The sequence below is a fragment of the Pseudomonas baetica genome (assembly GCF_002813455.1).
In the GTDB taxonomy this organism is placed as follows: domain Bacteria; phylum Pseudomonadota; class Gammaproteobacteria; order Pseudomonadales; family Pseudomonadaceae; genus Aquipseudomonas; species Aquipseudomonas baetica.
Window position 1 is genome coordinate 6,279,744 of sequence record NZ_PHHE01000001.1, and the last position, 23,806, is coordinate 6,303,549.

20 protein-coding genes and 4 pseudogenes are annotated in these 23,806 nt (G+C 57.9%); 15 read left to right on the forward strand and 9 right to left on the reverse strand.

All coding sequences use genetic code 11. The features are described from left to right. Positions 1 to 590 precede the first annotated feature (590 nt). Positions 591 to 815: a hypothetical protein gene (locus ATI02_RS32180; protein WP_157815158.1), complete on the reverse strand. Its 225-nt coding sequence runs from the start codon at positions 813 to 815 to the stop codon at positions 591 to 593. 712 nt (positions 816 to 1,527) lie between these two features. Here ATI02_RS32180 and ATI02_RS29220 point away from each other — a divergent pair. The 4 genes and pseudogenes from ATI02_RS29220 (at position 1,528) to rimA (ending at position 5,193) form a co-directional block, all read left to right on the forward strand. Continuing rightward, positions 1,528 to 1,890 carry a DUF6124 family protein gene (locus ATI02_RS29220; protein WP_100848084.1) on the forward strand — a complete coding sequence of 121 codons (363 nt, stop codon included), beginning with the start codon at positions 1,528 to 1,530 and terminating at the stop codon, positions 1,888 to 1,890. A 454-nt stretch (positions 1,891 to 2,344) separates the two neighbouring features. Then, positions 2,345 to 3,421, forward strand: a pseudogene (locus ATI02_RS33430) (methyl-accepting chemotaxis protein); the annotation flags it as partial. A 78-nt stretch (positions 3,422 to 3,499) separates the two neighbouring features. Continuing rightward, positions 3,500 to 4,279 (forward strand): methyl-accepting chemotaxis protein, encoded by a 780-nt coding sequence (locus ATI02_RS33435; protein WP_425273629.1) that lies wholly within the window; start codon positions 3,500 to 3,502, stop codon positions 4,277 to 4,279. 137 nt (positions 4,280 to 4,416) lie between these two features. Further along, entirely contained in the window at positions 4,417 to 5,193 is a 777-nt protein-coding gene (gene rimA / locus ATI02_RS29230) for a S6 modification regulatory phosphodiesterase RimA (protein ID WP_100848086.1), read from the forward strand. A gap of 9 nt (positions 5,194 to 5,202) precedes the next feature. Here rimA and pseH read toward each other — a convergent pair whose 3' ends face one another. The 3 genes from pseH to ATI02_RS29245 all read right to left on the reverse strand — a co-directional run bounded on the left by pseH (position 5,203) and on the right by ATI02_RS29245 (position 7,184). Beyond that, positions 5,203 to 5,754 carry a UDP-4-amino-4,6-dideoxy-N-acetyl-beta-L-altrosamine N-acetyltransferase gene (gene pseH, locus ATI02_RS29235; RefSeq protein WP_100848087.1) on the reverse strand — a complete coding sequence of 184 codons (552 nt, stop codon included), beginning with the start codon at positions 5,752 to 5,754 and terminating at the stop codon, positions 5,203 to 5,205. 79 nt (positions 5,755 to 5,833) lie between these two features. Continuing rightward, a complete protein-coding gene (locus tag ATI02_RS29240; RefSeq protein WP_095191437.1) occupies positions 5,834 to 6,625 on the reverse strand; it encodes a transporter substrate-binding domain-containing protein in 792 nt (263 codons plus the stop codon). 76 nt (positions 6,626 to 6,701) lie between these two features. Beyond that, the gene (locus ATI02_RS29245) at positions 6,702 to 7,184 is read right to left on the reverse strand and encodes a hypothetical protein (protein WP_095191436.1); all 483 of its coding nucleotides are present in this window, start codon (positions 7,182 to 7,184) and stop codon (positions 6,702 to 6,704) included. A gap of 165 nt (positions 7,185 to 7,349) precedes the next feature. Here ATI02_RS29245 and ATI02_RS29250 point away from each other — a divergent pair, with 165 nt between their 5' ends. From ATI02_RS29250 to ATI02_RS29270, 5 genes are all read left to right on the forward strand, one after another. Next, the gene (locus ATI02_RS29250; protein ID WP_095191435.1) at positions 7,350 to 8,015 is read left to right on the forward strand and encodes a ribonuclease T2; all 666 of its coding nucleotides are present in this window, start codon (positions 7,350 to 7,352) and stop codon (positions 8,013 to 8,015) included. A gap of 134 nt (positions 8,016 to 8,149) precedes the next feature. After that, a complete protein-coding gene (locus tag ATI02_RS29255) occupies positions 8,150 to 8,647 on the forward strand; it encodes a PAAR domain-containing protein (RefSeq protein WP_095191434.1) in 498 nt (165 codons plus the stop codon). A gap of 3 nt (positions 8,648 to 8,650) precedes the next feature. Then, a complete protein-coding gene (locus ATI02_RS29260; RefSeq protein ID WP_100848088.1) occupies positions 8,651 to 9,379 on the forward strand; it encodes an alpha/beta hydrolase in 729 nt (242 codons plus the stop codon). Continuing rightward, a complete protein-coding gene (locus ATI02_RS29265) occupies positions 9,379 to 9,900 on the forward strand; it encodes a hypothetical protein (RefSeq protein WP_100848089.1) in 522 nt (173 codons plus the stop codon). The genes ATI02_RS29260 and ATI02_RS29265 overlap by 1 nt, the downstream gene beginning before the upstream one ends. Positions 9,901 to 10,171: 271 nt before the next feature. Continuing rightward, on the forward strand, positions 10,172 to 11,740 hold the full coding sequence (locus ATI02_RS29270) for a sensor domain-containing diguanylate cyclase (RefSeq protein WP_100848090.1): 1,569 nt from the start codon (positions 10,172 to 10,174) through the stop codon (positions 11,738 to 11,740). A gap of 158 nt (positions 11,741 to 11,898) precedes the next feature. On the opposite strand, the gene ATI02_RS29275 is transcribed toward ATI02_RS29270, so the two are convergent. After that, positions 11,899 to 12,198 carry a hypothetical protein gene (locus ATI02_RS29275; RefSeq protein WP_095191430.1) on the reverse strand — a complete coding sequence of 100 codons (300 nt, stop codon included), beginning with the start codon at positions 12,196 to 12,198 and terminating at the stop codon, positions 11,899 to 11,901. A gap of 177 nt (positions 12,199 to 12,375) precedes the next feature. Here ATI02_RS29275 and ATI02_RS29280 point away from each other — a divergent pair, with 177 nt between their 5' ends. Further along, complete coding sequence (locus ATI02_RS29280) at positions 12,376 to 12,816, forward strand: carboxymuconolactone decarboxylase family protein (protein WP_095191429.1); 441 nt, start codon at positions 12,376 to 12,378, stop codon at positions 12,814 to 12,816. Between the two features lie 125 nt (positions 12,817 to 12,941). Here the strand turns inward: ATI02_RS29280 and ATI02_RS29285 are convergent, their stop codons facing one another. Continuing rightward, positions 12,942 to 13,706, reverse strand: coding sequence for an AraC family transcriptional regulator (locus ATI02_RS29285; RefSeq protein WP_095191934.1), 765 nt, complete (start codon positions 13,704 to 13,706; stop codon positions 12,942 to 12,944). A gap of 102 nt (positions 13,707 to 13,808) precedes the next feature. Here ATI02_RS29285 and ATI02_RS29290 point away from each other — a divergent pair, with 102 nt between their 5' ends. The 4 genes from ATI02_RS29290 to ATI02_RS29305 all read left to right on the forward strand — a co-directional run bounded on the left by ATI02_RS29290 (position 13,809) and on the right by ATI02_RS29305 (position 21,795). Further along, positions 13,809 to 14,939, forward strand: a complete 1,131-nt coding sequence (locus tag ATI02_RS29290; protein WP_100848091.1) for an MFS transporter — start codon at positions 13,809 to 13,811, stop codon at positions 14,937 to 14,939. Between the two features lie 108 nt (positions 14,940 to 15,047). Continuing rightward, complete coding sequence (locus ATI02_RS29295; RefSeq protein WP_100848092.1) at positions 15,048 to 16,775, forward strand: ShlB/FhaC/HecB family hemolysin secretion/activation protein; 1,728 nt, start codon at positions 15,048 to 15,050, stop codon at positions 16,773 to 16,775. Positions 16,776 to 16,873: 98 nt separating this feature from the next. Continuing rightward, on the forward strand, positions 16,874 to 21,340 hold the full coding sequence (locus ATI02_RS29300; protein ID WP_100848093.1) for a hemagglutinin repeat-containing protein: 4,467 nt from the start codon (positions 16,874 to 16,876) through the stop codon (positions 21,338 to 21,340). Positions 21,341 to 21,537: 197 nt separating this feature from the next. Continuing rightward, the gene (locus ATI02_RS29305; RefSeq protein ID WP_100848094.1) at positions 21,538 to 21,795 is read left to right on the forward strand and encodes a hypothetical protein; all 258 of its coding nucleotides are present in this window, start codon (positions 21,538 to 21,540) and stop codon (positions 21,793 to 21,795) included. Positions 21,796 to 22,002: 207 nt separating this feature from the next. On the opposite strand, the gene ATI02_RS29310 is transcribed toward ATI02_RS29305, so the two are convergent. After that, positions 22,003 to 22,884, reverse strand: a complete 882-nt coding sequence (locus ATI02_RS29310; RefSeq protein ID WP_100848095.1) for a LysR family transcriptional regulator — start codon at positions 22,882 to 22,884, stop codon at positions 22,003 to 22,005. Between the two features lie 14 nt (positions 22,885 to 22,898). Then, positions 22,899 to 23,243 (reverse strand): annotated as a pseudogene (locus ATI02_RS29315) (L-dopachrome tautomerase-related protein); the annotation flags it as partial. On the opposite strand from ATI02_RS29315, the pseudogene ATI02_RS33440 reads away from it, so the two are divergent. Continuing rightward, positions 23,235 to 23,381, forward strand: a pseudogene (locus tag ATI02_RS33440) (L-dopachrome tautomerase-related protein); the annotation flags it as partial. The pseudogenes ATI02_RS29315 and ATI02_RS33440 overlap by 9 nt on opposite strands. A 36-nt stretch (positions 23,382 to 23,417) precedes the next feature. Here the strand turns inward: ATI02_RS33440 and ATI02_RS33445 are convergent. After that, positions 23,418 to 23,666: pseudogene (locus tag ATI02_RS33445) on the reverse strand (L-dopachrome tautomerase-related protein); the annotation flags it as partial. Between the last annotated feature and the right edge of the window lie 140 nt (positions 23,667 to 23,806).

The following is a 23,806-nucleotide window of genomic DNA, read 5'->3' on the forward strand; positions in this document are numbered from 1 at the left end:
CACCCAGTTGGCAATGGGGAGAAAGACCTTCAACTTACGCCTTTACCCAGAAGCAATTTGTCAGAGATAGCCTCTCTTTTTTAGGATTCAGACCAACCCGAATGAGAGGAGAGCGGGTCCCTCTTGTTCAGCGGTAGGCCATGCATTAGCGCCCATGTGCTAAAAAAATACGACGACAGCTAGTAAGCAACAGCCTGGCGGCCAAATAGAGTGTCGTTCTCCTTTGAGCAAGGCTTGGCTATGTATCACTCGCTCGTCACCGCACTCTTTACTCACCTTGGACTACCCACTCCGGATGCCGGGCAAACCATAACAACGTTTGCTGTCAACGATGAGCTGGTATTGACGTTGGCGGAAGACGACGATCATTTGGCCATCTATCTGCTGCTACCGGGCCATGTGATGCCTAATGTCCCCTTGCTGACAAAGTTCTGCAGCGACACTGTGTTTCTGTTGGATCGGACACCTCAGGGTGAGACTCTGCTTTGGAGCCGGGAGTGGCTAGATCATTTGACGGTCGACAGTTTGTTGCTGCTCTTGGAGCGTGCTATTGAACTGGGTACTGAACTACTCGCCCATAAGCTCGACAGTCAACAATCGCTGGAACAGAGTTCGGGAATAAGGGGGTAGCGGGCGGGGGCAATCCAGCGGGGTCCGTTTTTCTCGGCAATAGAAACGGCAAGCTTCCGTAAGGTTTCGGGGGAATCGTCTACCACTTCTTTCGTGATCTCTATCGATTTATGGCGGCCAAACCCTCTGCCCTGGGCGGAAGCTAGGCGATGAAGAACGACGTACGCGATGGTCACAATTTCCATGTCTAGCTTCCTGATGGCATGAAGCTACGACTGTATCTGATGGAGGTAAGATACCCAGTTTGGGCGGCGAGCGAGTCGTTTCGGTGCACTCTGGATTGGAGCGACAGTTACTGACGACAAGATGTGCTTGGGTAGGCTGGAAGTGGGCGCGCGGTGGTACGAAAGAGGTACGCGGAAAAAACAGATTCCCTGATGGCCTTTATTTGTAAGGCCTTCAGATTTAGAGGGTCCAATCCATCATTGATGCGATGCACAGCACTTGAAAACAAGTGCACAGGGCTCTTGGCAATTGGCAATTGGCAATTGGCGCAAGTTTTGGGTTCGATCACTGCGCGCACTGACCTTTTTAAACATAGAAAAACACGCATGTTTAGATTGCTCATATCGGTGTAGTCGCTGACCTACAACTCCTTGCGCCACCCCCTACATCTAAGACAGAATCCGCCGGCTTGTGCCTCTAGCTCGCGGGTTCTATCGTTCCTGGGTCACTGAAAAACAGTGATCGGGTTTGGTAGCCCGTCTCCGTCAGAAGCACAAGACTACTGTCTTGCGAGGGCGTTTCTCGTCTTCGTTTTATGGTGGTCATGCGCGGGGCGTCTTCGGATGCGCCGGGGTTCCTGACGACCGGTCTACCAACCTGCGTATGGCCTCCACCCTTCGTTTGGTAGCGAGAGTGATGGCTCTTTTTCGTTAATCCGTCAGGAGTTACACCATGTTCAAACCAACACCCAACCCACCAGAAACCGACCCCGCATCCCCCTACGAATCCCCCCATTCCAAAAAACTCAACGAAGCCGCCGAGCGCGCGCTCGATCACTATCTCCTTCCCGCTAGCCAGATCATGGCCAGCACCAACGAGCCCGAACGCATGTACCTCGCCAACCCGAAGTACGACTCCGAATCCCTGCTGGCCAACGCCAGCGAAACCCTGAGTTCGGCTTCCGAGATGCTCAACAACTTTGCCGCGATGCTCGATCCTTCGCACCGCAAAACCGCGCTAGGCATTGCGCAGGTGGTGATGTTGGGCGAGTTGGCGGTGAATCAGGCGTTGGATAAGGTCGAAATCACGCCGTAAAACCCGCGTCCCTCTGTGGCGTGCGGCACGCCGTTGCCGCAGAGGGCCAGGCGTTTGGATCAGCATTTTCAGCTGCGTTTTGCGCCAGTAGCGATGTGCCGCAGGTGGTGATGGCAATGCGTCATCACGCCGCTCTAAAAGTTCAACGATTGTACAAAAATAAAAAGTTGTACAAGTTTTCGCAAAATTTATAGCATCCCTCCAGACACCTTTGCTGAATCGATAAATCGTGCGTGCAGATGCTCTGTTTGCGACGTGATGGTTTGTCTGCCGATGCTCGCGTCGGGTTTTTCTTCGACGCATCAGCAGCATCGCATTTTGCATTTCCGGGACAGCTAGAGCGTCCCGTAACACGCCTTGGATGACGACCCCCGAATGTCTGGACGGTGACTGCGGTTGCCGAAGATCTATTTTTTGTGCCTGGCGTTTCGCGTCAGGGCGTTTGAGGCTGAATATGGCAGTTGCATCGAATTTTCTGGGTGACATCAAGGTTTCCCGCAAGCTGGGCACCGGTTTCGGCATTCTTCTGCTGGCGGTTTTGGCGGTTGCTTTCATTGGCTATAGCAGCAACCGCGTGCTTGTTGATCGCTTGAGTACAACGCGTCTGATCGGCACGCTGAATGACGCTACGCAGGATATGCGTCTGTCCGAGAAACAGTACGAAGCCGCCGCTGACGCTGCGTTCGCTGATTCCTATAACGCTCAACTGAATGTGCTGCAGGGTCTGGTGAGCAAGGCGCTGGAAACGTTGACCCACGCTGAAAACCAGCAAGCCTTGAAGGCGTTGCAAGCCACGATTGTTGCCTATGATCAGAAGGTAAAGCGGCTGATCGCTGCCGATCAGTCGACCACCGATGCCCTGAAACCGTTGGGTGCGCTGTCGGACAAGTACGCGCAGACCTTTGCCGGCATGCTTGAAGGCACCACGACCAGTGCACTGGCGTCCGCCGATGGTGAGCGCGTTCGGGAGCTGCGCACGGTGGCCGATTTGCGCAATGGCATGACCCTGTTTCGCCTGATGTTGCGTCGTTATATTGCGGTGCCCAACGACGTGAACAAAAAAGTGCTGATGGACACCATCGACACGTTCCTGAGCGATATCACCAAAGCGCGTTCCAGCCTGCCGGCGACCCTGTCGAGTCAACTGGAAGAAGCGCACGCCGGGATGCGTCGTTATCGCGAAGTCTTGGTGGAAGTGGCCGGGCTGTTTGAGCAGAAGCAGAACATGCGCGAGCAGGTCGATCAGCAAAGCAAGGCGATGGACAGCATCATGAACGGCCTGATGGACACCCAGCAGCGCCTGGCGCGTGAAGATCAGCATTCAGCTTTTATCCAGATCGCGGTGTTGACCGTGCTGGCGTTGGTGATCGGGCTGTTTGCTTCGGTGGTGATCTCCCGGCAGATCACTTCGCCGCTGGCGCTGACGGTTGATCTGGCTCGGCGTATTGCCAAAGGCGATCTGACGGTACAAGCCAAATCAAACCGTAAAGATGAGTTGGGCGATCTGCAAAATGCGATGCAGGACATGGCGCAGAACCTGAACACGCTGGTGCAGGGCATCGGCAATGGCGTGACACATATTTCCACCGCTGCGGAAAAACTCTCGGCCATGAGCGAGCAGACCAGCGCGGGTGTACGTCAGCAAAAAAGCGAAGTGGATCAAGTCGCCACGGCGATGCATGAAATGGCGTCGACGGTGCAGGAAGTTGCGCGTAACACCACCGATGCCTCCGCTGCCGCGACCTTGGCCGATCAGCAGGCGCGCCACGGCAGTACGGTGGTGAAGCAGGCAACGGTGCAGATCAGCGAGCTCGCTGTGGCCATTGAGGAGTTGGGCGGTGCGATGAACGTGCTGTCGCAGGACAGTGAGCAGATCGGCAAAGTGATCGATGTGATCAAAGCCGTCGCGGAGCAGACCAATCTGCTCGCGTTGAACGCCGCTATCGAAGCGGCGCGGGCGGGGGAGCAGGGCCGTGGTTTTGCCGTGGTGGCAGATGAAGTGCGTTCGTTGGCCCAGCGCACGCAGGACTCGACCAAGGAAATCGAAGCGCTGATCATCACCCTGCAACAGGGCACGCAAGCGGCCTCGACGCTGATGGCTTCCAGCCGCGAGCGCACCCTCGATACGGTGGTGTTGGCGCAGAAGGCCGAGCTGGCGATTACCGAGATCAATCAGTCCATCGGCACGATCCAGGAAATGAGCTTGCAGATCTCGGCCGCGGCCGAGCAGCAAAGTGCGGTGGCCGACGAAATCAATCGCAGCATCGTCAGCGTGCGTGATGTGGCCGACCAGTCGGCGGTTGCCAGCGAAGAGAGTGCGGCAGCGACGATTGAGTTGGCGTCACTGGGGCAGGACTTGCAGCGAATGACCGCGCATTTCCGTACCTGATTTTGTGAACCATGAGCCCACGGCGCCTTCAAAATATTCAGGCGCCATTGGGCTAGAGTTATGGCGGGTCAGCAAATAAGCCGAACCGCTGTTTATCTATCACCATGGACGGTTACTACCCGTTATCAGGGGGTCTAATGACCGACGTTCCAAAATCATCCGCCTCGCCCGGAGGCTGCCAGGGTTGTAAAAACAAAGGCGCGCCGGATCTGGATTTCGCCTTCGCGTTCCAGCCCATTGTGGATCTGCGCGATCAGACGACTTTTGCCCATGAAGCCTTGGTTCGCGGCGCGAATGGTGAGACCGCCCTGTCAGTCCTGGAGCAGGTGGACGATCAAAACCGTTATCGATTCGATCAACTGTGTCGTGTGCGGGCGATTTCCACCGCTGCTCAGTTGGGTATGACCGAGTACCTGTCTATCAACTTTTTGCCGAATGCCGTTTACCGCCCGGAATTGTGCATTCGCAGCACGCTTGAAGCGGCGCGCGCTCATGGGTTCCCGCTGGATCGCTTGATCTTCGAGGCTGTTGAGGGCGAGCACGTTGAGAAGAACAGCCATCTGACGAACATCTTGCGTGAGTACCGCGAGTTTGGTTTCAAGACGGCGATCGATGACTTTGGCGCAGGCTATTCCGGTCTTAATCTGTTGGCGGATTTTCAGCCGGATCTGATCAAGCTGGATATGGCGTTGGTCCGGGATGTTCACCTTGACCGTGTACGCCAGACCATCGTGCGTAACGTCGTGAATATGTGTAGAGAGTTGGGTGTGGAGGTGATCGCCGAGGGCATAGAGGATGCCCAGGAAAGAGACTTTCTCGCCGATTGCGGCATTTATCTGATGCAGGGTTACTGGTTCGCCAAGCCTGCTTTCAAATCACTGGCGCAGATTCCCGCGGGTGCGTGGCTGAAGTGATGATCTCTTTCAGCTCGCACTGAGCCGCTCGATAACGGGGGCCAGCGCCTGGCGTTTGTTCTGCCATTCAGCTTTGGTGATGCCCAACAGAACGACGTCAATCCGAACGCCATCCTTCACTACGTTCTGCCGCCTCACCCCTTCAATCTCAAACCCGAACTTCTGGTGCATCTTCACCACCGCCGAGTTCATCGCCAGCACTTCGCAGTTCAACTTTTCCAACCCCGCCACATCAAATGCGTAATCGAGCATCCAGAACTCGACTACGCTGCCCAAGCCTTTGCCCTGCAAGCCAACGTCCAGATAAAACGCCCAATCAGCCGTTTTGTGCAGATCGTTAATCGCATTCAACGACACAACCCCAACTGCCTGCTCATCCTTCACCACCACAAACACTTGCTGGCGTGGATTGCCCTGCAAAGAAGCCAGCCAGTTCGCATGTTCCTGTTCGCTGATTTCATGGGAGGTGTACATGAATTTGCGCACCTCCTCCTGATTACGAAGGGAGCGGACATGGGCCTGGAGAGCGGGGCTGGCGTCGGTCAGGGGGAGCAATTGCATGGTGATGTCCTTGTCTGGCGGGGAGGTGATTGTGAACCGACGCTGTCGATAAAAAAGGCTCAAGTTAGCGCATGAATGATTACTGCGCAGGTGGCACGGCAATCCATTCGCCAAGCACTTTCTGATATCTACCGGTGACCTTATTCAAATGCAGCCATTGATCAACGTACAGTTTCCAGCTGATGTCATCACGCGGCAGCAGGTAGGCCTTTTCCCCGTACTGCATGAACTGTTGCGGATTGACCGCGCACAACCCCGGTTTCAATTTTTGCTGATACAGCGCTTCCGAGGTGTCGGTGATCATCACGTCGGCCTTGTTGTCGAGCAGTTGCTGGAAGATCGTCACGTTATCGTGCAGGGCCAGTTGTGCCTTTGGCAGGAAGGCGTGGACGAAGGCTTCGTTGGTGCCGCCGGCGGGTTCCACCAGACGCACGTTGGGCTGGTTGATCTGTTCGATAGTTTGATACTTGGATTGATCGGCGCAACGCACCAGCGGGATCTTGCCATCGACGTCGAGGGTGTTGCTGAAGTAAGCCTTTTTCTGCCGCTCCAGCGTCACCGAAATGCCGCCCATGCCGATGTCACACTTGCCGGCCTGCATGTCCGGCATCAGGGTTTTCCAGGTGGTTGGCACCCACTCGACCTTGACCCCGAGGCTGTCGGCCAGCGAGCGGGCCATGCTGATGTCGATGCCTTCGAAGTCGCCGTCGTCGCGTTTGAAGGTGTAGGGCTTGTAGTCGCCAGTGGTGCAGACGCGCAGTTGGCCTTGTTGCTGGATGGTGTCCAGGTGTGACGGTTGTTCCGCTGCCTGCGCGCTCAAGGTCAGGGGCAGGGCCAGAAAGGTACCGAGCAAGATTCTGATTTTTTTCATGTCTGTCGGGCTTCAAAGAGATCGGAGCGAGAAGTTAACCACGTTCTCGGCGCTGATCCCTATCGTCGAAGTGCACTTATAGGCCCAATCCTTCCTGCACCACCTGCAAAAGATTGTTCTCCGTCAACGCAATCGCATCCAGCTCCTGCCCGGTTTCCACGGTTTGCAGCCACCAGTGGCTTTCGTGGTGTTCATCGACGGTGCGCAACAGATAAGTGTTTCTGTCCGGCAGGGTGATTTGCACGCGCCCCGCACCGTCTTCGGTAAAGCGTGCAATGGGATCAAATGTCAGGCTTTGGTCATTCGCCTCGATCACCAGTTGGTCGATGGCGTAATCGTGGGATTCGCCATCCGGTGACGTTTCGCAAATATGCGTAGGATTGCGCCGAATCTTCAGGCCGACTTCGGTCACCGGTTGCAGCCACGCCTCGATGCGGTGGTACAGGTCGTAGACCTGCGCCGGCCAGCAATCGATCTCCAGTTCCGCGCAGGTGATGTCGGCCGCGTGGTTGTGCCGGGTTTGCTTGAGCTTCGCGGCGAATTCGTCTGCTTTACTCATTTCGGATCCCTGTGTTTGATGTCTGCTTATTAATCGTAGACCTTTCAACGGGGTACGGCCTTGCCTTGCGTCATGTGCTTGCAACACTGGCGTGTCCAAATCAGCCCTGACCAAGTCTGGTCAGGAACGAAAACCACGGACGCAGGCGTCCCAAGGAGCGGGTACATGAAAAAGCTGTTTACAATTTTGGCGGTGATTGCGCTGACGGCCGGTAGCATCGGCCTGAGTTCGGCGCGCCAGTCCCAGTCCGGCAAAGTGCAGGCGGAATCGGTGGCGGGGGTGTTCGATTACTACCTGCTGTCGTTGTCCTGGTCGCCGACGTTTTGCCTGACGCACAAGGACGACGTGCAGTGTTCCGGCAAGGGATACGGCTTTGTCCTGCACGGTTTGTGGCCGCAATACGCCAAGGGTGGCTGGCCGGCATCCTGCCCGCCACTGACCACGCTGTCGGCAGCAGAAAGCAGCAAAGGCATGACCCTGTTTCCAACGAAAAAACTGCTCGACCACGAATGGTCCAAGCACGGTACGTGCAGCGGCCTCGGTGCGATGGGGTATCTGGATGCAGCGGATAAAGCCGTTGGCGCGGTGAAAATTCCGCAGGAGCTGCAACCGTTCAGTACGTCGTATTACTTCGAGGCGCAGGAAATTTCCGATCTGTTCCGTAAGGCCAATCCGGGCATTCCGGCGGATGGCATCGCGGTGATTTGCAGCGGCCCTGAGCTGTCGGAGGTGCGAGTGTGCATGGGGAAAGACTTGCAGCCTGGCGCATGTGGCAAGGGTGTGAAAACTCAGTGCCGGGCAGGGGATATCCGGGTTCCGCCGTCGCGGTGATGTGTTCGGCAATTGTTCAAAGAGAGGCGCCTGAATGGGCGCCTTTTTTTTCTTGAAGATTTGAAGCACCTGACAAATTCACGCATGCTAGCTCCCCCAAAAGGATGACCACGCAACACTGCAAGGAGCTGATCATGAGCGGAAAACCCGCCGCCCGCGTCACCGATCCCACCGCCTGCCCACTTCCGGGACATGGCACCAATCCGATCGCCAATGGCTCGCCGAATGTGAATTTCGACGGTCTGGCGGCTGCGCGAATGACTGATAAATCAGCGTGCGGCAGCCCGATTACCGGCGGTGTTGCCTCGACCGTGTTGATCAACGGCTTGAACGCCGCGACCCTCGACAGCACCGGTGGCCACGGTAATGTGGTTATCGGTGGTTCCGGCACGGTCATCATTGGAGACACCGTGGTCGTTGCTCCTTTTAGTGGCTTGCTGCCGATGCCGGTGCATTTCACTGACAAGCTGCAACTGGTCAACGACGTGACCGGTGAGCCGATGTCAAATCATCCTTATGCTATACAGCGCGCGGACGGCCGTATGGAGCATGGTGTGTCTGACGCCAGCGGGTTCACTCACACCGTCAGCTCGCACCTTCCTGAAACCATCAAGCTGTTTCTGGAGGAGTGAGGTGTGGCTGGTGAAACGGTGACGTGCGAGAAGGGCAATAACTATAAACTGCACAAGGAGCATGCGCTGACGGATAAGAAAGATGTCAGTGTGAAGGCTGTGCCGGTGGAGAGTACGAAGGCAATAGTTGTCTTCATTGGGGGCGCTGGAGATAAGGAGCGGTATTATTTTTCAGGTCCTTATGAAAATATTCTGGAGGCACGAAAGGACTTCGATGAGCGCACACGAACATTAAAAAATGAGGGTAAATATAAATCGGAGTGGTTAGGCTATAACGAAGTTAGAGGGAAACAGGATATTCAGAGGCATGTTCTCAGTCTGATTCCGTACAAGAGTTGCCCTGTTTATATCGTTGGACATAGCCTCGGCGGATGGAACGGGGCGCATCTGACAAAGAGCATGTCGGCATGGGGTTATCGGGTTCAAATACTGATTACACTTGACCCCGTCGGTGAGGGAGCTTTTGTCTGGCTTGGCTCGGATATTTATTTCGACCGCCCTGAGCCGGTCGCTGCCGACTGGATCAATATCAAGGCGATGCCCTCCAAAAGGGATCCATCAGACGGGGTCGCTGATTTTGGAGAAAAGTGGCTAATCCCTTGCGGGCCTTCCGTAAACGCGAATGTAGACACCAATCATGCCAACGCATTAGGACTTTTCACTGCTCGTATCGCAGGAAGCAAGTCAGCAAGCGACCTGCTGCTTGACGCGATCATGAAGGAATTTTCGTAATGTATAAGTTCCTTCTTTGTCTTCTTTTCGTCTATTGTTCAGGATGTGCAAAAGACCATGTAAAGCCGGCAGCAAACTTGAACTTCGTGTCTGTTGAAAGAGAAAAGTCTCTTTTATATGTAATCCGATATCAATCGGATGTCGATGTACTCAATCTTTTTGATCGCGGGGAAAGAGAAGGCATGGCTTCAGGCATGCTCAAGTGTGCCTTGGCAGATGACCAGGACTTCTCGGTCGGCAAAGCTATACGGTTTTCTGCAGTCGGCTTGATCAGGTCTGAAAAAGATCAAGGTAACAATACGAAATTTTCGTACCTTACCCATGCGTTTGTCGTTGAAACCTCTGATAACCGTAGTTCGGAAAGAGATTTGTCGGTCGCAGAAATGAACCAGCTCCTTTCCAACAAAAAACATATCCCCTGCAAAGTCGTCATCACTGCTTACGGCTACAAACCCTACTACTCAAACACCATGATTATCCCCGTCGCTGATTTGCTTCGAGAAATCAACAAACCCCGGTAGTACAAAAGGGGGATTTCAAGTAAATCCCTCGCATCCACCCCGACTCCGTCGGTGCCAATGCCGGCAAATCCGTATACACCTCATGCTCTGGCAACACGCCGAAACCAGACAGCGAAAATAAATCTTCGAACGGCGATCATCCAAATCCACCGCGCGCCGATACAACGGGGCGGGAGCGGGGCGTTTGCCCCCGGCATCCCGGTGGGCTACGCTCACAAAATATAAGGGTTTCGGGCATCGAGCCCTTGTCGTACCTGCCCAGGACACGCTTTTGCCTATCCCAATTCACGATCCGCAACAGGCTCCCGGCACGCTTAAACGCCTGCCTCTGCGTAAAGCAGCGGCATTGTTTATCGTTGCGGTGAGCCTGTGTCTGTTCGGTTTGCTGTACCTGCAACTGGAACAGTCGCGGCGTCAGGATCTGGCGGTGGCGCAGATGGCGTCGAGCAACCTGACCCGGGCGATGGCGCAACAGGCAGAGGACACATTTCTCGCGGCGGATCTGGTGATGACCAGCCTGGTCGACTGGATTCAGGACGACGGTTACGGGGCGGCGCAGAGGCCGCGTCTGCAAAGAACTTTTGCCCGCCGGGTGCAGCAACTTGGCCAGTTGCACGGCATGTTCCTGTTCGATAAGCAGGGGCAGTGGGTGATTACCTCATTCCCGGATCAGCCCCTTGGCATCAGCGTGGCTGATCGCGAGTACTTCAAGTTCCATCAGCAGAACGTCTCGAGCGTGGCGCACATCGGCCCGGCGATTCGCAATCGCGAGGACGGTGAATGGATCATCCCGATCTCCAAGCGCGTCAATGACCGCGCCGGCAATTTTCAGGGTGTCTTGCTGGCCGGGATCAAGATGGCGTACTTCGACCAGTTCTTCGAAAGCTTCAGCCTCGACGACAATGGGATCATGTTTCTCGGGCTGACCGACGGCACTTTGCTTGCCCACCGACCTTTCGATCAATCGCTGATTGGTACGTCACTGGCCCAAGGCGAGATCTATCGGAAATTGCTGCCGAGTGCGGCGGCTGGCACGGCGATGATCAATTCGGTGGTCGACGGCGTCACCCGTTTGTACGGTTACCGGCAGTTGGTGTCATATCCGCTGGCGGTGTCTGCCGGGACCTCGCGGGACACGATTCTCAAGGGGTGGTACGAGCGGGCATTTCAGTCCAGCGTGATTGTGGCGCTGGTGATTCTGGGCGTCGGATTGTTCGGCTGGGTGTTCATTCATCAGGTGCGTGACGGCGAGCGCATCGAAAAGAATCTGCGCAAGGCACAACGGGCGCTGGAGCAGATCGCCACCCACGACAGCCTCACCGGACTGGCCAACCGGCGCTTGTTCGAGCGCTCGCTGGAGATCGAGTTTTCCCGGGGGGCGCGCCAGGTCAGCCCGGTCAGCCTGATCATGCTCGATATCGATTTCTTCAAGCGTTACAACGATGCCTATGGACATGTCGCCGGCGATCATTGCCTGACCCAGGTTGCCCAGGTGCTGAGGAGCTGCTGCCAGCGCAAGTCGGATCTGGCCGTGCGATACGGCGGTGAAGAGTTCGCGGTGCTGTTACCCGATACTGATATCAACGGCGCGCTGGCGATTGCCGGGCAGATCCGCCGCAGTGTGATCGACAAACACATTACCCACAGTGGTTCACCTACCGGTTACCTCACCGTCAGCCTGGGTTGCTACTCATTTATTCCCACAGGCAATGATGATCCGGAAGTGTTTATCCAGCGCGCCGACGCGGCGTTGTATCAGGCGAAAAATGCCGGGCGCAATCGGGCAGCGGTGTTGTCGCTGGAGGACGCTGTAGCGGAGCTCATGCGTTCCGACCGATAACCACCCATCCTTGTGGGAGGGGGCTTGCTCCCGAATGCGGTAGATCAGTCAAATCATCGTTGCCTGACCCACCGCATTCGGGAGCAAGCCCCCTCCCACAGGATTTCGCATTAATGCCGGGGAGGGCAATGCGTTTATCCGGGATGGCTCTTGTTCGTTCAGCCGCCCGTGCCACCGCCGGCACCGCCAGTACCGCCGCCGGCTGACCCGGTGCCACCACCCGCGCCCGAGCCCGAACCGCTGGCGCCGCCATTGGTGCCGGTGCCCGAACCTGCGCCGTCGGAGCTGTTACCCCCAGAAGGCGCGCCCGGCGTGTTGTCCGGTGGCATGGTCGAACCGCTGGTGGCACCGGATTTGGTGCCGGTGGCGTCCGCGCCGTCGTTGGCCGCGAAGCTGGAAGCCGATGCGGTAGCGAGCAGGCCGGCGAGGAATAACGAGGTGAGTTTGCGCGTCATCATGGTACGTCTCCAAAAAGGGGATTTACCTGATATTGGTCTGACGCCGTTCTCGCTTGGTGCCGGCAGGGTGACGAGCGGTCAGGTGAGTGGCCTCCTGTTCTTCGGCAATATTGGCTATTTGCCGAAGCATGCGCCGGGACTAACGTGGTCACACATTCACTCGCCCCGGTAACCAACATGAAACCACGTATCGATTTCTACACCGCTTCCCCAGACGCCCTGAAAGCGATGATGGCCCTGGAAACCGCCGTCTCCAAACTGCCGCTGGAAAAGACCCTGATCGAGTTGGTCAAGCTGCGCGCCTCGCAGATCAACGGCTGCGCCTTTTGCATCGACATGCACACCGCTGATGCGATCAAGGGCGGCGAAACTCCACGTCGCCTGTTCGCAGTGACCGCTTGGCGTGAAGCGCCGTTCTTCAGCGACCGCGAACGTGCGGCGCTGCTGTGGACCGAATCGCTGACCCAACTGAGCCTGACTCATGCCCCAGACGAAGATTACGAAGTCGTCGCCGCGCAGTTCTCGCCCAAGGAAATGGTCGATCTGAGCGTTGCGATCAGCACCATCAACAGCTGGAACCGTCTGGCGGTGGGCTTCCGTAAAATCCCGCAGGCCTGATCACCACCCCCTGTAGCAGCCTTCGGCAGCTCCTACTGGGATAACGTTTTAATGGGCATCGGCACTTGGCGCGGCCGGTGGTTGCACCTTACGCATCAGGGTCACCATCGCCGGTCGTCAGCTACCTATTGGAGCCAATGGCCGGGCGTGGTGCCGGTCATGGCTTTGAAGAACGCAATGAACGCGCTGTCGCTGGCAAAGCCCAGTTCGAAGGCGCAAAAACTGAGGCTGCGCCCAGTGGCGAGCAATTCCATGGCGCGCATCAGGCGCCACTGCTGGCGCCATTGCTGATAGCTCATACCGGTTTCACGCTGGAAGATCCGGCCGATGGTGCGGGCGCTGGCGCCGATCTGTTGTTCCAGTACTTGCAGTTCCGGCGGCAGTCGCTCAGGTGTCGCCATCAAGGGGGCGAGGCGCTTGTCCCATGGCAGCGACAAGAGCATCGGTTGCTGCGCCGCCTCCGCCATTTCGCACAGGCACAGGCCCAATAGATGTCCGAATCTGCCCTGCTGCCAATTGCTGTCAAAGTCGGCCAATGCCATCGGTTCCAGCACGGCGCGCAGCAGTGGGCTGACTTCAATCACGCAGACCTGTTGCGGCAGCGTGCTGCACAGTTCGGCGGTCAGATAAATCGAGCGGTAATCCACGCTGTGTTGCATCACTGCGCGATGTACAACGCCGGGCGGAATCCACGCTGCCCGCGACGGCGGCAGCAGGCACAACTGTTGCGCCAGGGTGATGCGGGTGCAGCCTTTGCGCGTGTACAGCAATTGTCCACGCTGATGGCGATGCAGGCCTGAGTCGTGATCACCCAAGGTTGAGGCGATGCCGATCACTGGCGCCGGATAGCTGTCAGGGTCAAACATTGAGTGGGCATCGAGCCAGGCCATGGGTTGTCCGATTTCAATGATAAATTGGCGCGATCTGGATAATACGCCAGTCGCTGCTTCTTAAACTCCTCGGCAGTTTTTGGTTTGGGGAGTAAACGCAAAATGAACAACAGACCTCTATTGATACTGGCGATTGCGCTGCTGATGTTTGCGCAGATCGCCCAGACCTTGTACAGCCCGGCGCTCGGCGATATAGGCCGGGCATTCGACGTCGGCCCGCAGGCGGCGCAAACCATGTCGGTATATTTCCTGGCATTTGCTTTCGGCGTGGTGACGTGGGGCCGGGTGTGTGACCGGATCGGTCGGCGTCCTGCGATGCTCAGCGGTCTGGCGATCTACGCAATGGCCTGCGTGATTGGCTTGAGTGCCCGCAGCTTTCAGCACCTGCTAATGGCTCAGGCCTTGGGTGCTTTCGGCGCCGCGGTGGGTTCAGTGGTAACCCAAACGCTGTTGCGCGATCGCTTTCAGGGTACGGAACTGGCGCAGGTGTTTTCGCTGGTGGGCATGGCACTGGCGGCGAGCCCCGCGTTTGGACTGTTCAGTGGCGCGGCGCTGACTCAGGGGTTTGGTTACCGCGGTGTGCTCGGCGCCTTGCTGCTGATTGGTTTGGCGCTGTGGCTGTGGAGCTGGCGTGCCTTGCCGGAAACCCGTGTGCAACAGCCTACTACCGTGAGTTTGTTCGAAACCCTGGGGCGCATGATGCGCGATGTCGGCATCTGGCGCTCGGCACTGTGGATCGCGTCATTCAACATTGCGTTGTTCAGCTATTACAGCCTTGGCCCGTTCATGTTTAAAAGGCTCGGCTTGAGCGAGTCAGCTTTCGGTTACAGCGGGGTAATCCTCGCGCTGGGCTCAGGGTTTGGCGCATGGCTGAACAAGCGTTTGTTGCGCCGTGGCTGCAGTGCGCTGCAACTGATTCGCCTCGCTGCAGCGCTCGGTTTGCTCGGTGGCCTCGGCGTGTGGCTGCTACACAACAGCGGCGCGTTCGTATGGCCAATGTTGCTTGTGGTGCTGGCCTTCGGCTTGGCGATACCGAATATTCTCGGCTCGGCACTGGTTGATTATGCAGATCGTCTGGGCACTGCCGGCGCGCTGTTGGGGCTGCTTTATTACCTGCTGATCGGTGCAGGGCTGATGCTCGCAGGCGCATCTCAGGCCCTCGGGGAAACCCTGATAGCGTGCAGTGGCGTGGCGTTGCTGCTGACAATCAGGGTAAACAAATCAATTGTTTAAGAAGTGTAAGCGCTGTAGGAAGCGTCTTGCTTTTGTGTAGGAGGGCTCCGACTATCACGAACATTGATGAAGTGGCATTACGCCATTTTGTGATTGCAAGGATGTTGCGTGCCGTATCCGTTTCGCGTTGTTTTCCGTCGTCGTGTCACGCGTTGCCCGCTGTTGTCGGCCTTTGTGTTGAGTGTGTGTGCCTCCTCGCTTGAAGCTGCCGAACCTGTCGCGCCGGGCCAGGAAGTGCTGCGCCAGCAGCAACAGCAACAGCGCGATCTGCAACAACTGCAACTGGAACAAAGAAAGCGTCAACTGGAGCGCGGCGCGTTCGGCTCCGCGCCGGTCACCCCGGCGGTTCCCCAGACGGTCACGCCCGACGAGCGCTGCTGGCCGTTGAGCGGTACGCGCATCGGCGGCGTCACGCTGATCGACAGCAACAAACTCAACGCACGGATAAAACCGTTGCTGGCGCCGTGCATGGGCGTGGGCCAGATCAATCACCTGCTGGCGACCATCACCGCGATCTACGTCGAGAAGGGCTACATCGCCAGCCGCCCGTACCTGAGCAGCGCGCCAGCGGCGGGGCAGTCGCTGGATATCATGGTCGATGAAGGCTACATCGAGTCCATCGAACTGGCTGATCAAAGTCTGCCGGTCTCGCTCGGCGGCGCTTTTCCGGGAATGCTCGGCGGGCCGTTGAACCTGCGTGATCTGGAGCAAGGCCTGGACCAGTTGAATCGCCTGCGCTCGGTCGATCTTACCGCCGACATCGCCCCCGGCAGCCAGCCCGGCGCCACGCGGATCATCCTGCGCTCGCGCACCTCCGGGCAATCGCGCTGGGCCTTGGGCCTGGGCATGGACAACCTCGGCAGCGCCAGCACCGGGCGCGATCGCGACACGCTCAGCCTGAGCCTGGACAGCCCGCTGGAACTCAACGACCTGTTGAGCCTCAGCGCCAGCGACACGTTGAATCAGGGTGATCGCTACAGCCGTAATGCCAGCCTGTACTACGCGATTCCCTACGGCTACTGGACCTACAGCGTGTTCGCCAGCCACGCCGAATATCGCGCGCCATTTAAATTGCCCAGCACCACTTTTCACAGCACCGGCATCACCGATCAAGTGAGCCTGCGCGCCGACCGCGTGTTGTGGCGCGACCAGAGCCGTCAGCTCAGCGCCAACCTGCAACTGGCGCACAAGGACGTCGACAGCTATCTGGAAAACGTCCGGCTGGGGATTCAGAGCCCGACGCTGACGGTGGCCGAAGCCGGGCTCAATCTGTTCTGGCTTGACCGCGCGGTATGGAACCTGGACGTCAATTACGCCCAAGGCCTGCGCTGGTTCGGCGCTGATGACGATTCGCAGCACCCAATCAAAAACCTGCCCAAGGCGCAGTTCCACAAGTACCGCGCCGGCCTCAGTCAATGGCGCAACGGTCAGCTCGGCGCACAAGCCTGGCAGTGGCAGAGCCAGCTCAATTTGCAGTACAGCCCCGATCCGCTGCCGGCCATCGAACAACTGCTTGGCACCGACGATTCGGCGGTGCGCGGTTACCGCATCAGCAGCGCATCCGGCGCCAGTGGTGCGATCTGGCGCAATACGTTGCGCCTGCCGCTGCGCAGTGAATGGCCGGTGCAGATTACCCCGCGTGTCGGCCTCGACCATGGCTGGATCAAGGCTGATCACGGCGCTCAGGGCAAACGCCTCAGCGGCGCCAGTCTCGGGTTGAATCTGGGCTGGAAGAACCTGCAAGTAGACGTCGATTACCAACGCGCCCTCAACATCCCCAACGGTCTGCAGCACGAACCGCAAACCTGGCTGATGCGGGTCGGCTTGCAAATATGAACACCGCAGTAAACCAACAGCCGTCGGATCTGAGCGCGACAGCCATGGCCAAGACTAAATCGCGCAACGTGATGCCGTACCCACTTGGAGACGTTTTTATGCCAGCACCTACCTTTGCATTTCATCTCTCCCCTCGGGGCAAATTGCGTTGGGCGATTGCCAGTCTGTTCTTCGCCGTGCACCTGCCGAGCGCCCTCGCCGGGGGTGTCGTCGTTGCTCCGGGCCCCGGCGGCACCGCGCAATTGCAGACCCAGGGCGGGGTGCCCATCGTCAACATCGTCGCGCCCAATGGCTCGGGCCTGTCGCACAACCAGTTTCTCGACTACAACGTCGACCGTCAGGGCCTGGTGCTGAACAATGCCTTGCAGGCCGGGCAATCGCAGCTCGCCGGGCAACTGGCGGCCAACCCGCAACTGCAAGGCCAGGCCGCGAGCGTGATCCTCAACGAGGTGATCAGCCGCAATCCGTCGGCGATCAACGGCGCGCAGGAAATCTTCGGTCGCGCCGCCGATTACGTGCTGGCCAACCCCAACGGCATTTCGGTCAATGGCGGCAGTTTCATCAACACGCCGAACGCCAATCTGCTGGTGGGTCGCCCGGAATTGATCGACGGCAAACTGCAAGCCCTGAACACCCGCGACGCCACTGGGCAGTTGCAGATCCACAACGGCGGCCTGCGTAACGGCGAGGGCTCGATTAACCTGATCGCCCCGCGCATCGACAGCCAGGGTGCGCTCACCGCCCGCGATCAACTGAACCTCACGGTCGGCCGTAATCAGGTGGATTACGCCAGCGGCCAGGTGAAAACCGTGGACCCGGCGGGCAACACCGGCGATCAACGCATCGACGCCAGTCTGTTCGGCGCGATGCAGGCCGGTCGCATCAATATTGTCAGCACTGCCGAAGGGGCCGGTGTGCGGGTTGGCGCGGTACAAGTCGCTGGTCGCGACGGCGTGCAGATTCGTTCGGCCGGTGACCTCAATGTCAGCGGCGAAGCCGTGGCCAACAGCCTCGACGTGACCCGCGCCGGTATCCGCAGCAGTCAGGGCGATGTCGGTTTGCACGCCGGTAAAGACCTGACGCTCGCGGCCACTGATGTCAGCGGTCGCGACGTTACGGTGGATGCCAAACGCAACCTGACGCTGAGCGCGGTCGAGAGCCGCAAGCTCCAGGAAAAACGCGAGAACTGGAACAACAGCACCATCGGCATTACTTGGGAAACCTACGACCGTACCCAGACCGACAGCGAAACGCGACAGCATGGCAGTCAGATTGTCGCCAGCCGCGACGCGAAATTGTCTTCCGGCAAAGACACCGAACTCAAAGCCGCCAAAGTCGAAGCAGCGAAGAATCTTGAGGTGAAAAGCGGCGGCGATCTGCGCCTCTCGGCCGCCACCGAAAGCCACATCCAGACCGATCAGGGCAACCATCGCAAGCACCTGTGGAAAGCCGACTGGAACAGCAGCAGCGAAGAGCAACGCAGCATCACCAGCCAATTGAAGGCCGGCAACATCGCCTTGCAAACCGCCGCGTTGTTGCGCTCCGAAGGCGCCGAGCTGAACAGTTCGGGCGACCTTCAGCTGGCCGGCAAACAGGTGGAAATCACGACCGCCACCCGCACCAATCGCAACAGTGACAACCGTTATTCCGGCGATCTGGTCGGCGGTGGTTTCTTCGGCAAGACCGGCGATGCCGACAAGGGCCAGACCCGGCATCAGGGCAGTAAAATCAATGCGGTCGGCAAACTGATCGTCAAGGCTGACGACGTGCGCATCAGCGGCAGCCAGGTGCGTGGCGGTACCGACGCCAGTGTGATCAGCGACAAGGGCTCGCTGGTTGTCGATGGCGTGCAAGACACCTCGCACAGCAACAATCACGACAAGGACAGCAAGTTTTTCGGCATCAGCAAGGACGAGTCGCGCCAGAACGCCAAGGACAGCACCACAGTGCGCAGCGAACTGGTGTCCGACAGCAACCTCAAGCTCAAGAGCGCCAAGGACATCGAAGTGGCCGGTTCCACGGTCAAGGCCGGCGGCGCGCTGACGGCGGACGCGGCGGGGGATGTGAACGTGCATTCCGCGCAGAACACCCACGACCGCAGCGAGAGCACGCAGACCCGTGGCTTCGATGCCTACGCCAAAGAGCAAACGCCGGAGCAATATCGCGCCGGGATTCATTACCAGGACAAGCAGCAGACCGTCACCCATAACGGCGTCACCCAACAAGGCTCCAGCCTCAGCGGCGGCAGCGTGCAGGTGCAGGCTGGCGGCGATCTGACGATCAAGGGCGGCGAGGTCCGATCCACTGCGGGCGATACCCGCCTGAGCGGCAAAAACGTGTCGTTGCTGGCCGAAGAAGACAGCCACAAAACCGCCACCGACAAGCGCAGCACCGGCGGCGGTTTCTACTACACCGGCGGCCTCGACCGCGCCGGCAGTGGCATCGATTTCGCTCACAACACTTCGCAGGACACCACGAGCAACACCACGGCGCAAACCAGCAGTGTGCAGAGCAGCGGCGGTTTGACGATCAATGCCGACAAGCTCGCCACCGAAGGGGCTCAAGTGAAGGTCGGTAATGGCTTGAACATCGCGGCCAACGAAGTCGACAACCGCGCGGCCCGCAACACCGAAAGCAGCACCCACAACGAAAGCAATTGGTCGGCGGACATTGGCGCCAATGTCGAGTACAAAGACATCGCCCGGCCAATCGTGGGTGCCGTCAAAGACGTGCTGAACGGCAAAGTTCCGGACAAGGAAGCGTTGAGCAATCTCGGTCAACCGAACGTCGGTATCGACGTGGCGATCGGTCACGGCAGCGCTGATAAAACCGACCACAGCAGCAACGCTGTAGTCAGCCGCTTTGACGGCGGCAGCGTCGATGTGAAAGCCACCGGCGCCGTGCATGACCAAGGCACCCAGTACAACGCCAGCGCCGGCAAGGTAAACATCAGCGCCGACAAACTGGTCGCCGATGCCGCGAGCAACACCCACAGCAGCACTGATAACGCGGTAGATGCCAAGGTCGACGTGCGCGTCTACACCAAAACCGGCGAAGACGTGAACGTCGCCGGCAGCGGTGCCGGTGGCAGCAGCCAATCCAGCAAAAACAGCTCCACGGCCGTGGTTGGCGGTTACGCCAGCAGCCAAGGCGTTAACATCAAAACCGCAGGCGACGCACAGTTTGAAGGCAGCCGTTTCGACGGCGGCCAGGGCGGCGTGAGCATCAAGACCGGCGGCGATCTGGCGCTGAATCAGGCCACCGACCGCCAGAGCAGCAGCGAATCCAGCCTGCGCGGCAATGGCTCGCTGACCGTCGGCACCTTGCCGGGCACCGATGGCACTAACGTCGACCTTGGTGCCGGATTCCAGCTCGATCACAGCGCCAAGCAGACCACTGACACTCAGGCACAGGTGGCGAGCATCAGCGGCAACGGCGTGCAACTGAGCAGCGGCGGCAATCAGGTCCAGCAAGGCACGAAAATCGACAGCGCGGGCGCCATCGATCTGAAGGCTGACGGCAAACTCGATCTGCAAGCAGCCACTGACACTCACACCGCCACCGGCAGCAATCTCGGTGGTGGCTTGAAGGGCGGCGGCAGCAAAACCAGCAGCGAGAAGAGCCGCGATCAGGGCGCTAATCTGAGCGGCAACTTCAACATCGGTCGGGTTGACGAGAACTCACAGACCCTGACCGGCGGCCAGCTCAATAGCCAAAGCACGATTGCCCTGAACGGCGATGCGGTGCATCTGCAAGGCACTCAGGCCAGCGCGCCAAACGTCAGCATTGATGCACAGAAGGGCGGTTATGTGCAGGAGTCGGCGCAGTCCACCGACAGCCGCAACAACTGGAACGTGGCGCTGAATGCCGGTGGCAACCTGAGCAGCAAAACCCCAACCGCCGAGGACGAGCAAGCCAGCAGCGACCACGGCTTCAACGCCGGGGCCAAGGTCGGCGTGGATTACCTGCAAGGAACCACGCAGCAGAACAGCCAGATCAAGGCTGACACCGTGGTGCTGAACAGCGCGGGTGATGCACAGCTCTCCGGTGCGCGGATCGATGCGCAGAATGTCAGCGGCAAGGTGGTCGGTGTTCTCACCGTCGAAAGCCGTCAGGACTCGCAGACCCACGCCAAAGTCGATGTCGACCTGGGCCTGACCGCCAAGAAAAATCCACCCGGCGACAAGGAAAAACTCGCCGGCACCGATTACAAGCCGACGCTGAAAGCGCAAGGCGAGTACGCGCACAAGGACGGCGTGAAACACGCCTCCGGCATCAGTGGCAGCCAAGGCGTGAATCTGCACGTTGGCGGCGCCACACAACTGACCGGCGCACGGATTTCCTCGTCTGAAGGCAAGGTTGATCTCGGTGGTTCGAAGGTTGGCAGCACTGACCTGAGCAACCTCGATTACGGTGTGAAAGCCGGGGTTGAGCTGCCACAGAAGAAGGAAGAAAACGCGCCGAAGGTTTCCTTTGAAAACGGCGATCTGAACATCGGCCCGGTGACCTTGAGCGGCCACCTCGACAGCCAGCCTTTGCAAGCCGGCATCGACGAAAAAGGCTAAACCCGATGGGAGGTGGGTGCGCAGGAGTCTGCATCCACCACCAAGCACGCTTTCACACGGGATTTGTGCCGGAGAAAGTTTGGAGGCTTCGGCACAGGATCCGGAAAGGTTGGAATGTCGGATTTTTTATAGCCAATGAGTCTTGAGTAACTGTCAGATATGACAGTTGTGACTTTGCTATTTCAAGGAGATTCCAGATGAGCGAAATTACCTTTCCAGATGCGGTGTGTGGGGTGATTAACTGCAGTTCCAAGCCAATGGACGGTGTTAAGGTCAAGATCGGACCGCTAACAGACGCTCCACATGGAGCGGTTCTGAAGATTTACTGGCAAGGCTTGCGCGATAGCGAGGGGCAGACGCCCATTCCGGGCGCTAACGCGACGCCGATCACAGCGGCGGTCGCTTGCGCCTCGCAGCTTGTCAGAAGGCGCAGGACGCAGATCTCCCACTCCTGAGAGCCCAACGCTCATCTAGCTGTTTGAACTCGGTTTCGCTGACTCACTTTCGGCATTAGGAAGGTATCCCGTTTCCTTTTAGCAAGTCAGAGCGATGGAGTTTGAATTGGAGAGGGGCTAGATCCGACCATGGGCGCTTGGACTCAAATGACGTACCTTGAGCGGCAGTGAATTCAGAGGTAAAGCTGCTCGGTGGTCATGCTCCGCTCAGAATCCTTCAGCAAATTCTTGGCTGAGGAAATCGACAAGCGCTCGTGCTTTGGAGGAGATCTGCCGGGAGCTGGGATAGATAGCGCTGATCGTGCGGTTTTGTTCAAGAGCAAAAGATGACAGGACTTCGACCAGTTCCCCTTTATTCAAGGACGCTCGAGCATTCCATAGCGAAATGGAGGCGATCCCCAGTCCTTCTACAGCAGCCATGCGCGCAGTTTCCCCGCAGTTAACTCGAAAACAGCTATTGACAAGAGAAGGTGGGTTGCGTGGGTTATCGGCAAAGTGCCAGCGATTCTCGTCTCCCAATATGATGCAATCGTGGCGACTCAAATCTGCGGGCTCTTTCGGTTCACCTTTTTGTTCGAGGTAGGCCGGGGACGCGCAAAGAATTCGTGTGTCGTTTCCAAGCTTGCGCGCCACATGTGTTGAGTCCTTCAACGCGGCAATGCGGATGGCCACGTCGATACCTATCTCCGTTAAGTTTTGCACTTCATCTGAAAGCACCAGATCTATTTTCAGATTCGGATAGCTTCGTAGAAAGCGAGTTACCGCAGGCATCAAACAGACCCTGGCGAACGAGCCGGGGGCGGAGACACGCAATACGCGTTTAGGCGTCTCCTGGCTTTTTACGGTCGTAAAATAAGCTTCGTCCACGGCGGCGATGATACGAGAAGCATGAGGCAGGAAAAGCGCACCGTCCTCTGTAAGGCACACCTGCCTTGTCGTGCGATGCAGCAACCGCATGCCCAAAGACTTCTCGAGCCTGGCGAGTTTTTGACTGGCTACCGAGGGAACCAGCCCCAGCTCCGCGCCAGCAGCGGTGATGTTTCCCATTTCCATGGATCTGACAAACAGGTTCAACGCTTGAATATCCATGTTATGGCTCCCATTCAGCGTGTCTGCACGGGTGTTGCGTTGATTTTTACTCGCAACAATCTGTAGGGTTTTTCTCGTAAATCTTTGCCGCCATGAAATCCCGCTTGGCGATGAAGCTGGTTGGCAGTGAAATACAGGTAACCGTCGGCTCCCACAGAGAGTGTGTCCGGCCACAGTATTCGTGGGTCATGAACGACCGTCTGCCAACTACCATCAGGCAGGCGCTTGCGAATACTGTTGTCTTGATAGTCGCCAGCGTAGATCGCACCTTCGCTGTCAGCCTCTAGCCCGTCCGAGGGCCCTTTTTCGCCTGAATCCTTAACTGCCTCGCAGAGCTGCTGCTCGGTCAGCCGAGAGTTGAAGGTCAAATAATGAGAGTTCGCAACGCCGATGGAAGCATCAAGCCATTTGCCGTTGCTTCTGACGGTATTGCTCTCTCGGCGGATCGCCAGACGCTGTATTTCTGCCCACTGTCCAGCCGCCACCTGTATTCGGTGCCTCAAAGCTATTGCGCGCTCCGACAGGTCTGCCTGGTTTAACGCTAAATCGGGGTAAGGCACTGCCTTCCCTTCGCGTAATTCGCCGACAGTGAACGGTACATTGCCGCCCCAACGAGGGACGTTGACGAAAATGCGTCCCTTTTCACTGATGCTGACGCCCGTTGGCAGAGCGACGCGAAATGCGAAGACCTGTTCAATCTTCCCCTGAGACTGGTCTTTTGGGAGAGCGGTTATAGCAGCAGCCTGTGCAGGCTGGCTGCTGAACGCGACTATCAACGCCATGGATGCCCACGAAATTGATTGTTTAAAAGACAAGATAGGTCTCCTTGGCCTACTTCCGGCGGGCCAATATTGAAGAGTGAGCTCAGGGTCTTTTCGAGGCCAAGGCATGCCAAGCTGACAATGAGATTTCGGTGGGCATA

What these genes read in the sequence shown, in the direction of transcription:
- ATI02_RS32180 (WP_157815158.1), bottom strand. Translation starts at nt 815, where the DNA reads ATGGAAATTGTGACCATCGCGTACGTCGTTCTTCATCGCCTAGCTTCC.
- ATI02_RS29220 (WP_100848084.1), top strand. Translation starts at nt 1,528, where the DNA reads ATGTTCAAACCAACACCCAACCCACCAGAAACCGACCCCGCATCCCCC.
- ATI02_RS33435 (WP_425273629.1), top strand. Translation starts at nt 3,500, where the DNA reads ATGAGCGAGCAGACCAGCGCGGGTGTACGTCAGCAAAAAAGCGAAGTG.
- rimA (WP_100848086.1), top strand. Translation starts at nt 4,417, where the DNA reads ATGACCGACGTTCCAAAATCATCCGCCTCGCCCGGAGGCTGCCAGGGT.
- pseH (WP_100848087.1), bottom strand. Translation starts at nt 5,754, where the DNA reads ATGCAATTGCTCCCCCTGACCGACGCCAGCCCCGCTCTCCAGGCCCAT.
- ATI02_RS29240 (WP_095191437.1), bottom strand. Translation starts at nt 6,625, where the DNA reads ATGAAAAAAATCAGAATCTTGCTCGGTACCTTTCTGGCCCTGCCCCTG.
- ATI02_RS29245 (WP_095191436.1), bottom strand. Translation starts at nt 7,184, where the DNA reads ATGAGTAAAGCAGACGAATTCGCCGCGAAGCTCAAGCAAACCCGGCAC.
- ATI02_RS29250 (WP_095191435.1), top strand. Translation starts at nt 7,350, where the DNA reads ATGAAAAAGCTGTTTACAATTTTGGCGGTGATTGCGCTGACGGCCGGT.
- ATI02_RS29255 (WP_095191434.1), top strand. Translation starts at nt 8,150, where the DNA reads ATGAGCGGAAAACCCGCCGCCCGCGTCACCGATCCCACCGCCTGCCCA.
- ATI02_RS29265 (WP_100848089.1), top strand. Translation starts at nt 9,379, where the DNA reads ATGTATAAGTTCCTTCTTTGTCTTCTTTTCGTCTATTGTTCAGGATGT.
- ATI02_RS29275 (WP_095191430.1), bottom strand. Translation starts at nt 12,198, where the DNA reads ATGATGACGCGCAAACTCACCTCGTTATTCCTCGCCGGCCTGCTCGCT.
- ATI02_RS29280 (WP_095191429.1), top strand. Translation starts at nt 12,376, where the DNA reads ATGAAACCACGTATCGATTTCTACACCGCTTCCCCAGACGCCCTGAAA.
- ATI02_RS29285 (WP_095191934.1), bottom strand. Translation starts at nt 13,706, where the DNA reads ATGGCCTGGCTCGATGCCCACTCAATGTTTGACCCTGACAGCTATCCG.
- ATI02_RS29290 (WP_100848091.1), top strand. Translation starts at nt 13,809, where the DNA reads ATGAACAACAGACCTCTATTGATACTGGCGATTGCGCTGCTGATGTTT.
- ATI02_RS29300 (WP_100848093.1), top strand. Translation starts at nt 16,874, where the DNA reads ATGCCAGCACCTACCTTTGCATTTCATCTCTCCCCTCGGGGCAAATTG.
- ATI02_RS29305 (WP_100848094.1), top strand. Translation starts at nt 21,538, where the DNA reads ATGAGCGAAATTACCTTTCCAGATGCGGTGTGTGGGGTGATTAACTGC.
- ATI02_RS29310 (WP_100848095.1), bottom strand. Translation starts at nt 22,884, where the DNA reads ATGGATATTCAAGCGTTGAACCTGTTTGTCAGATCCATGGAAATGGGA.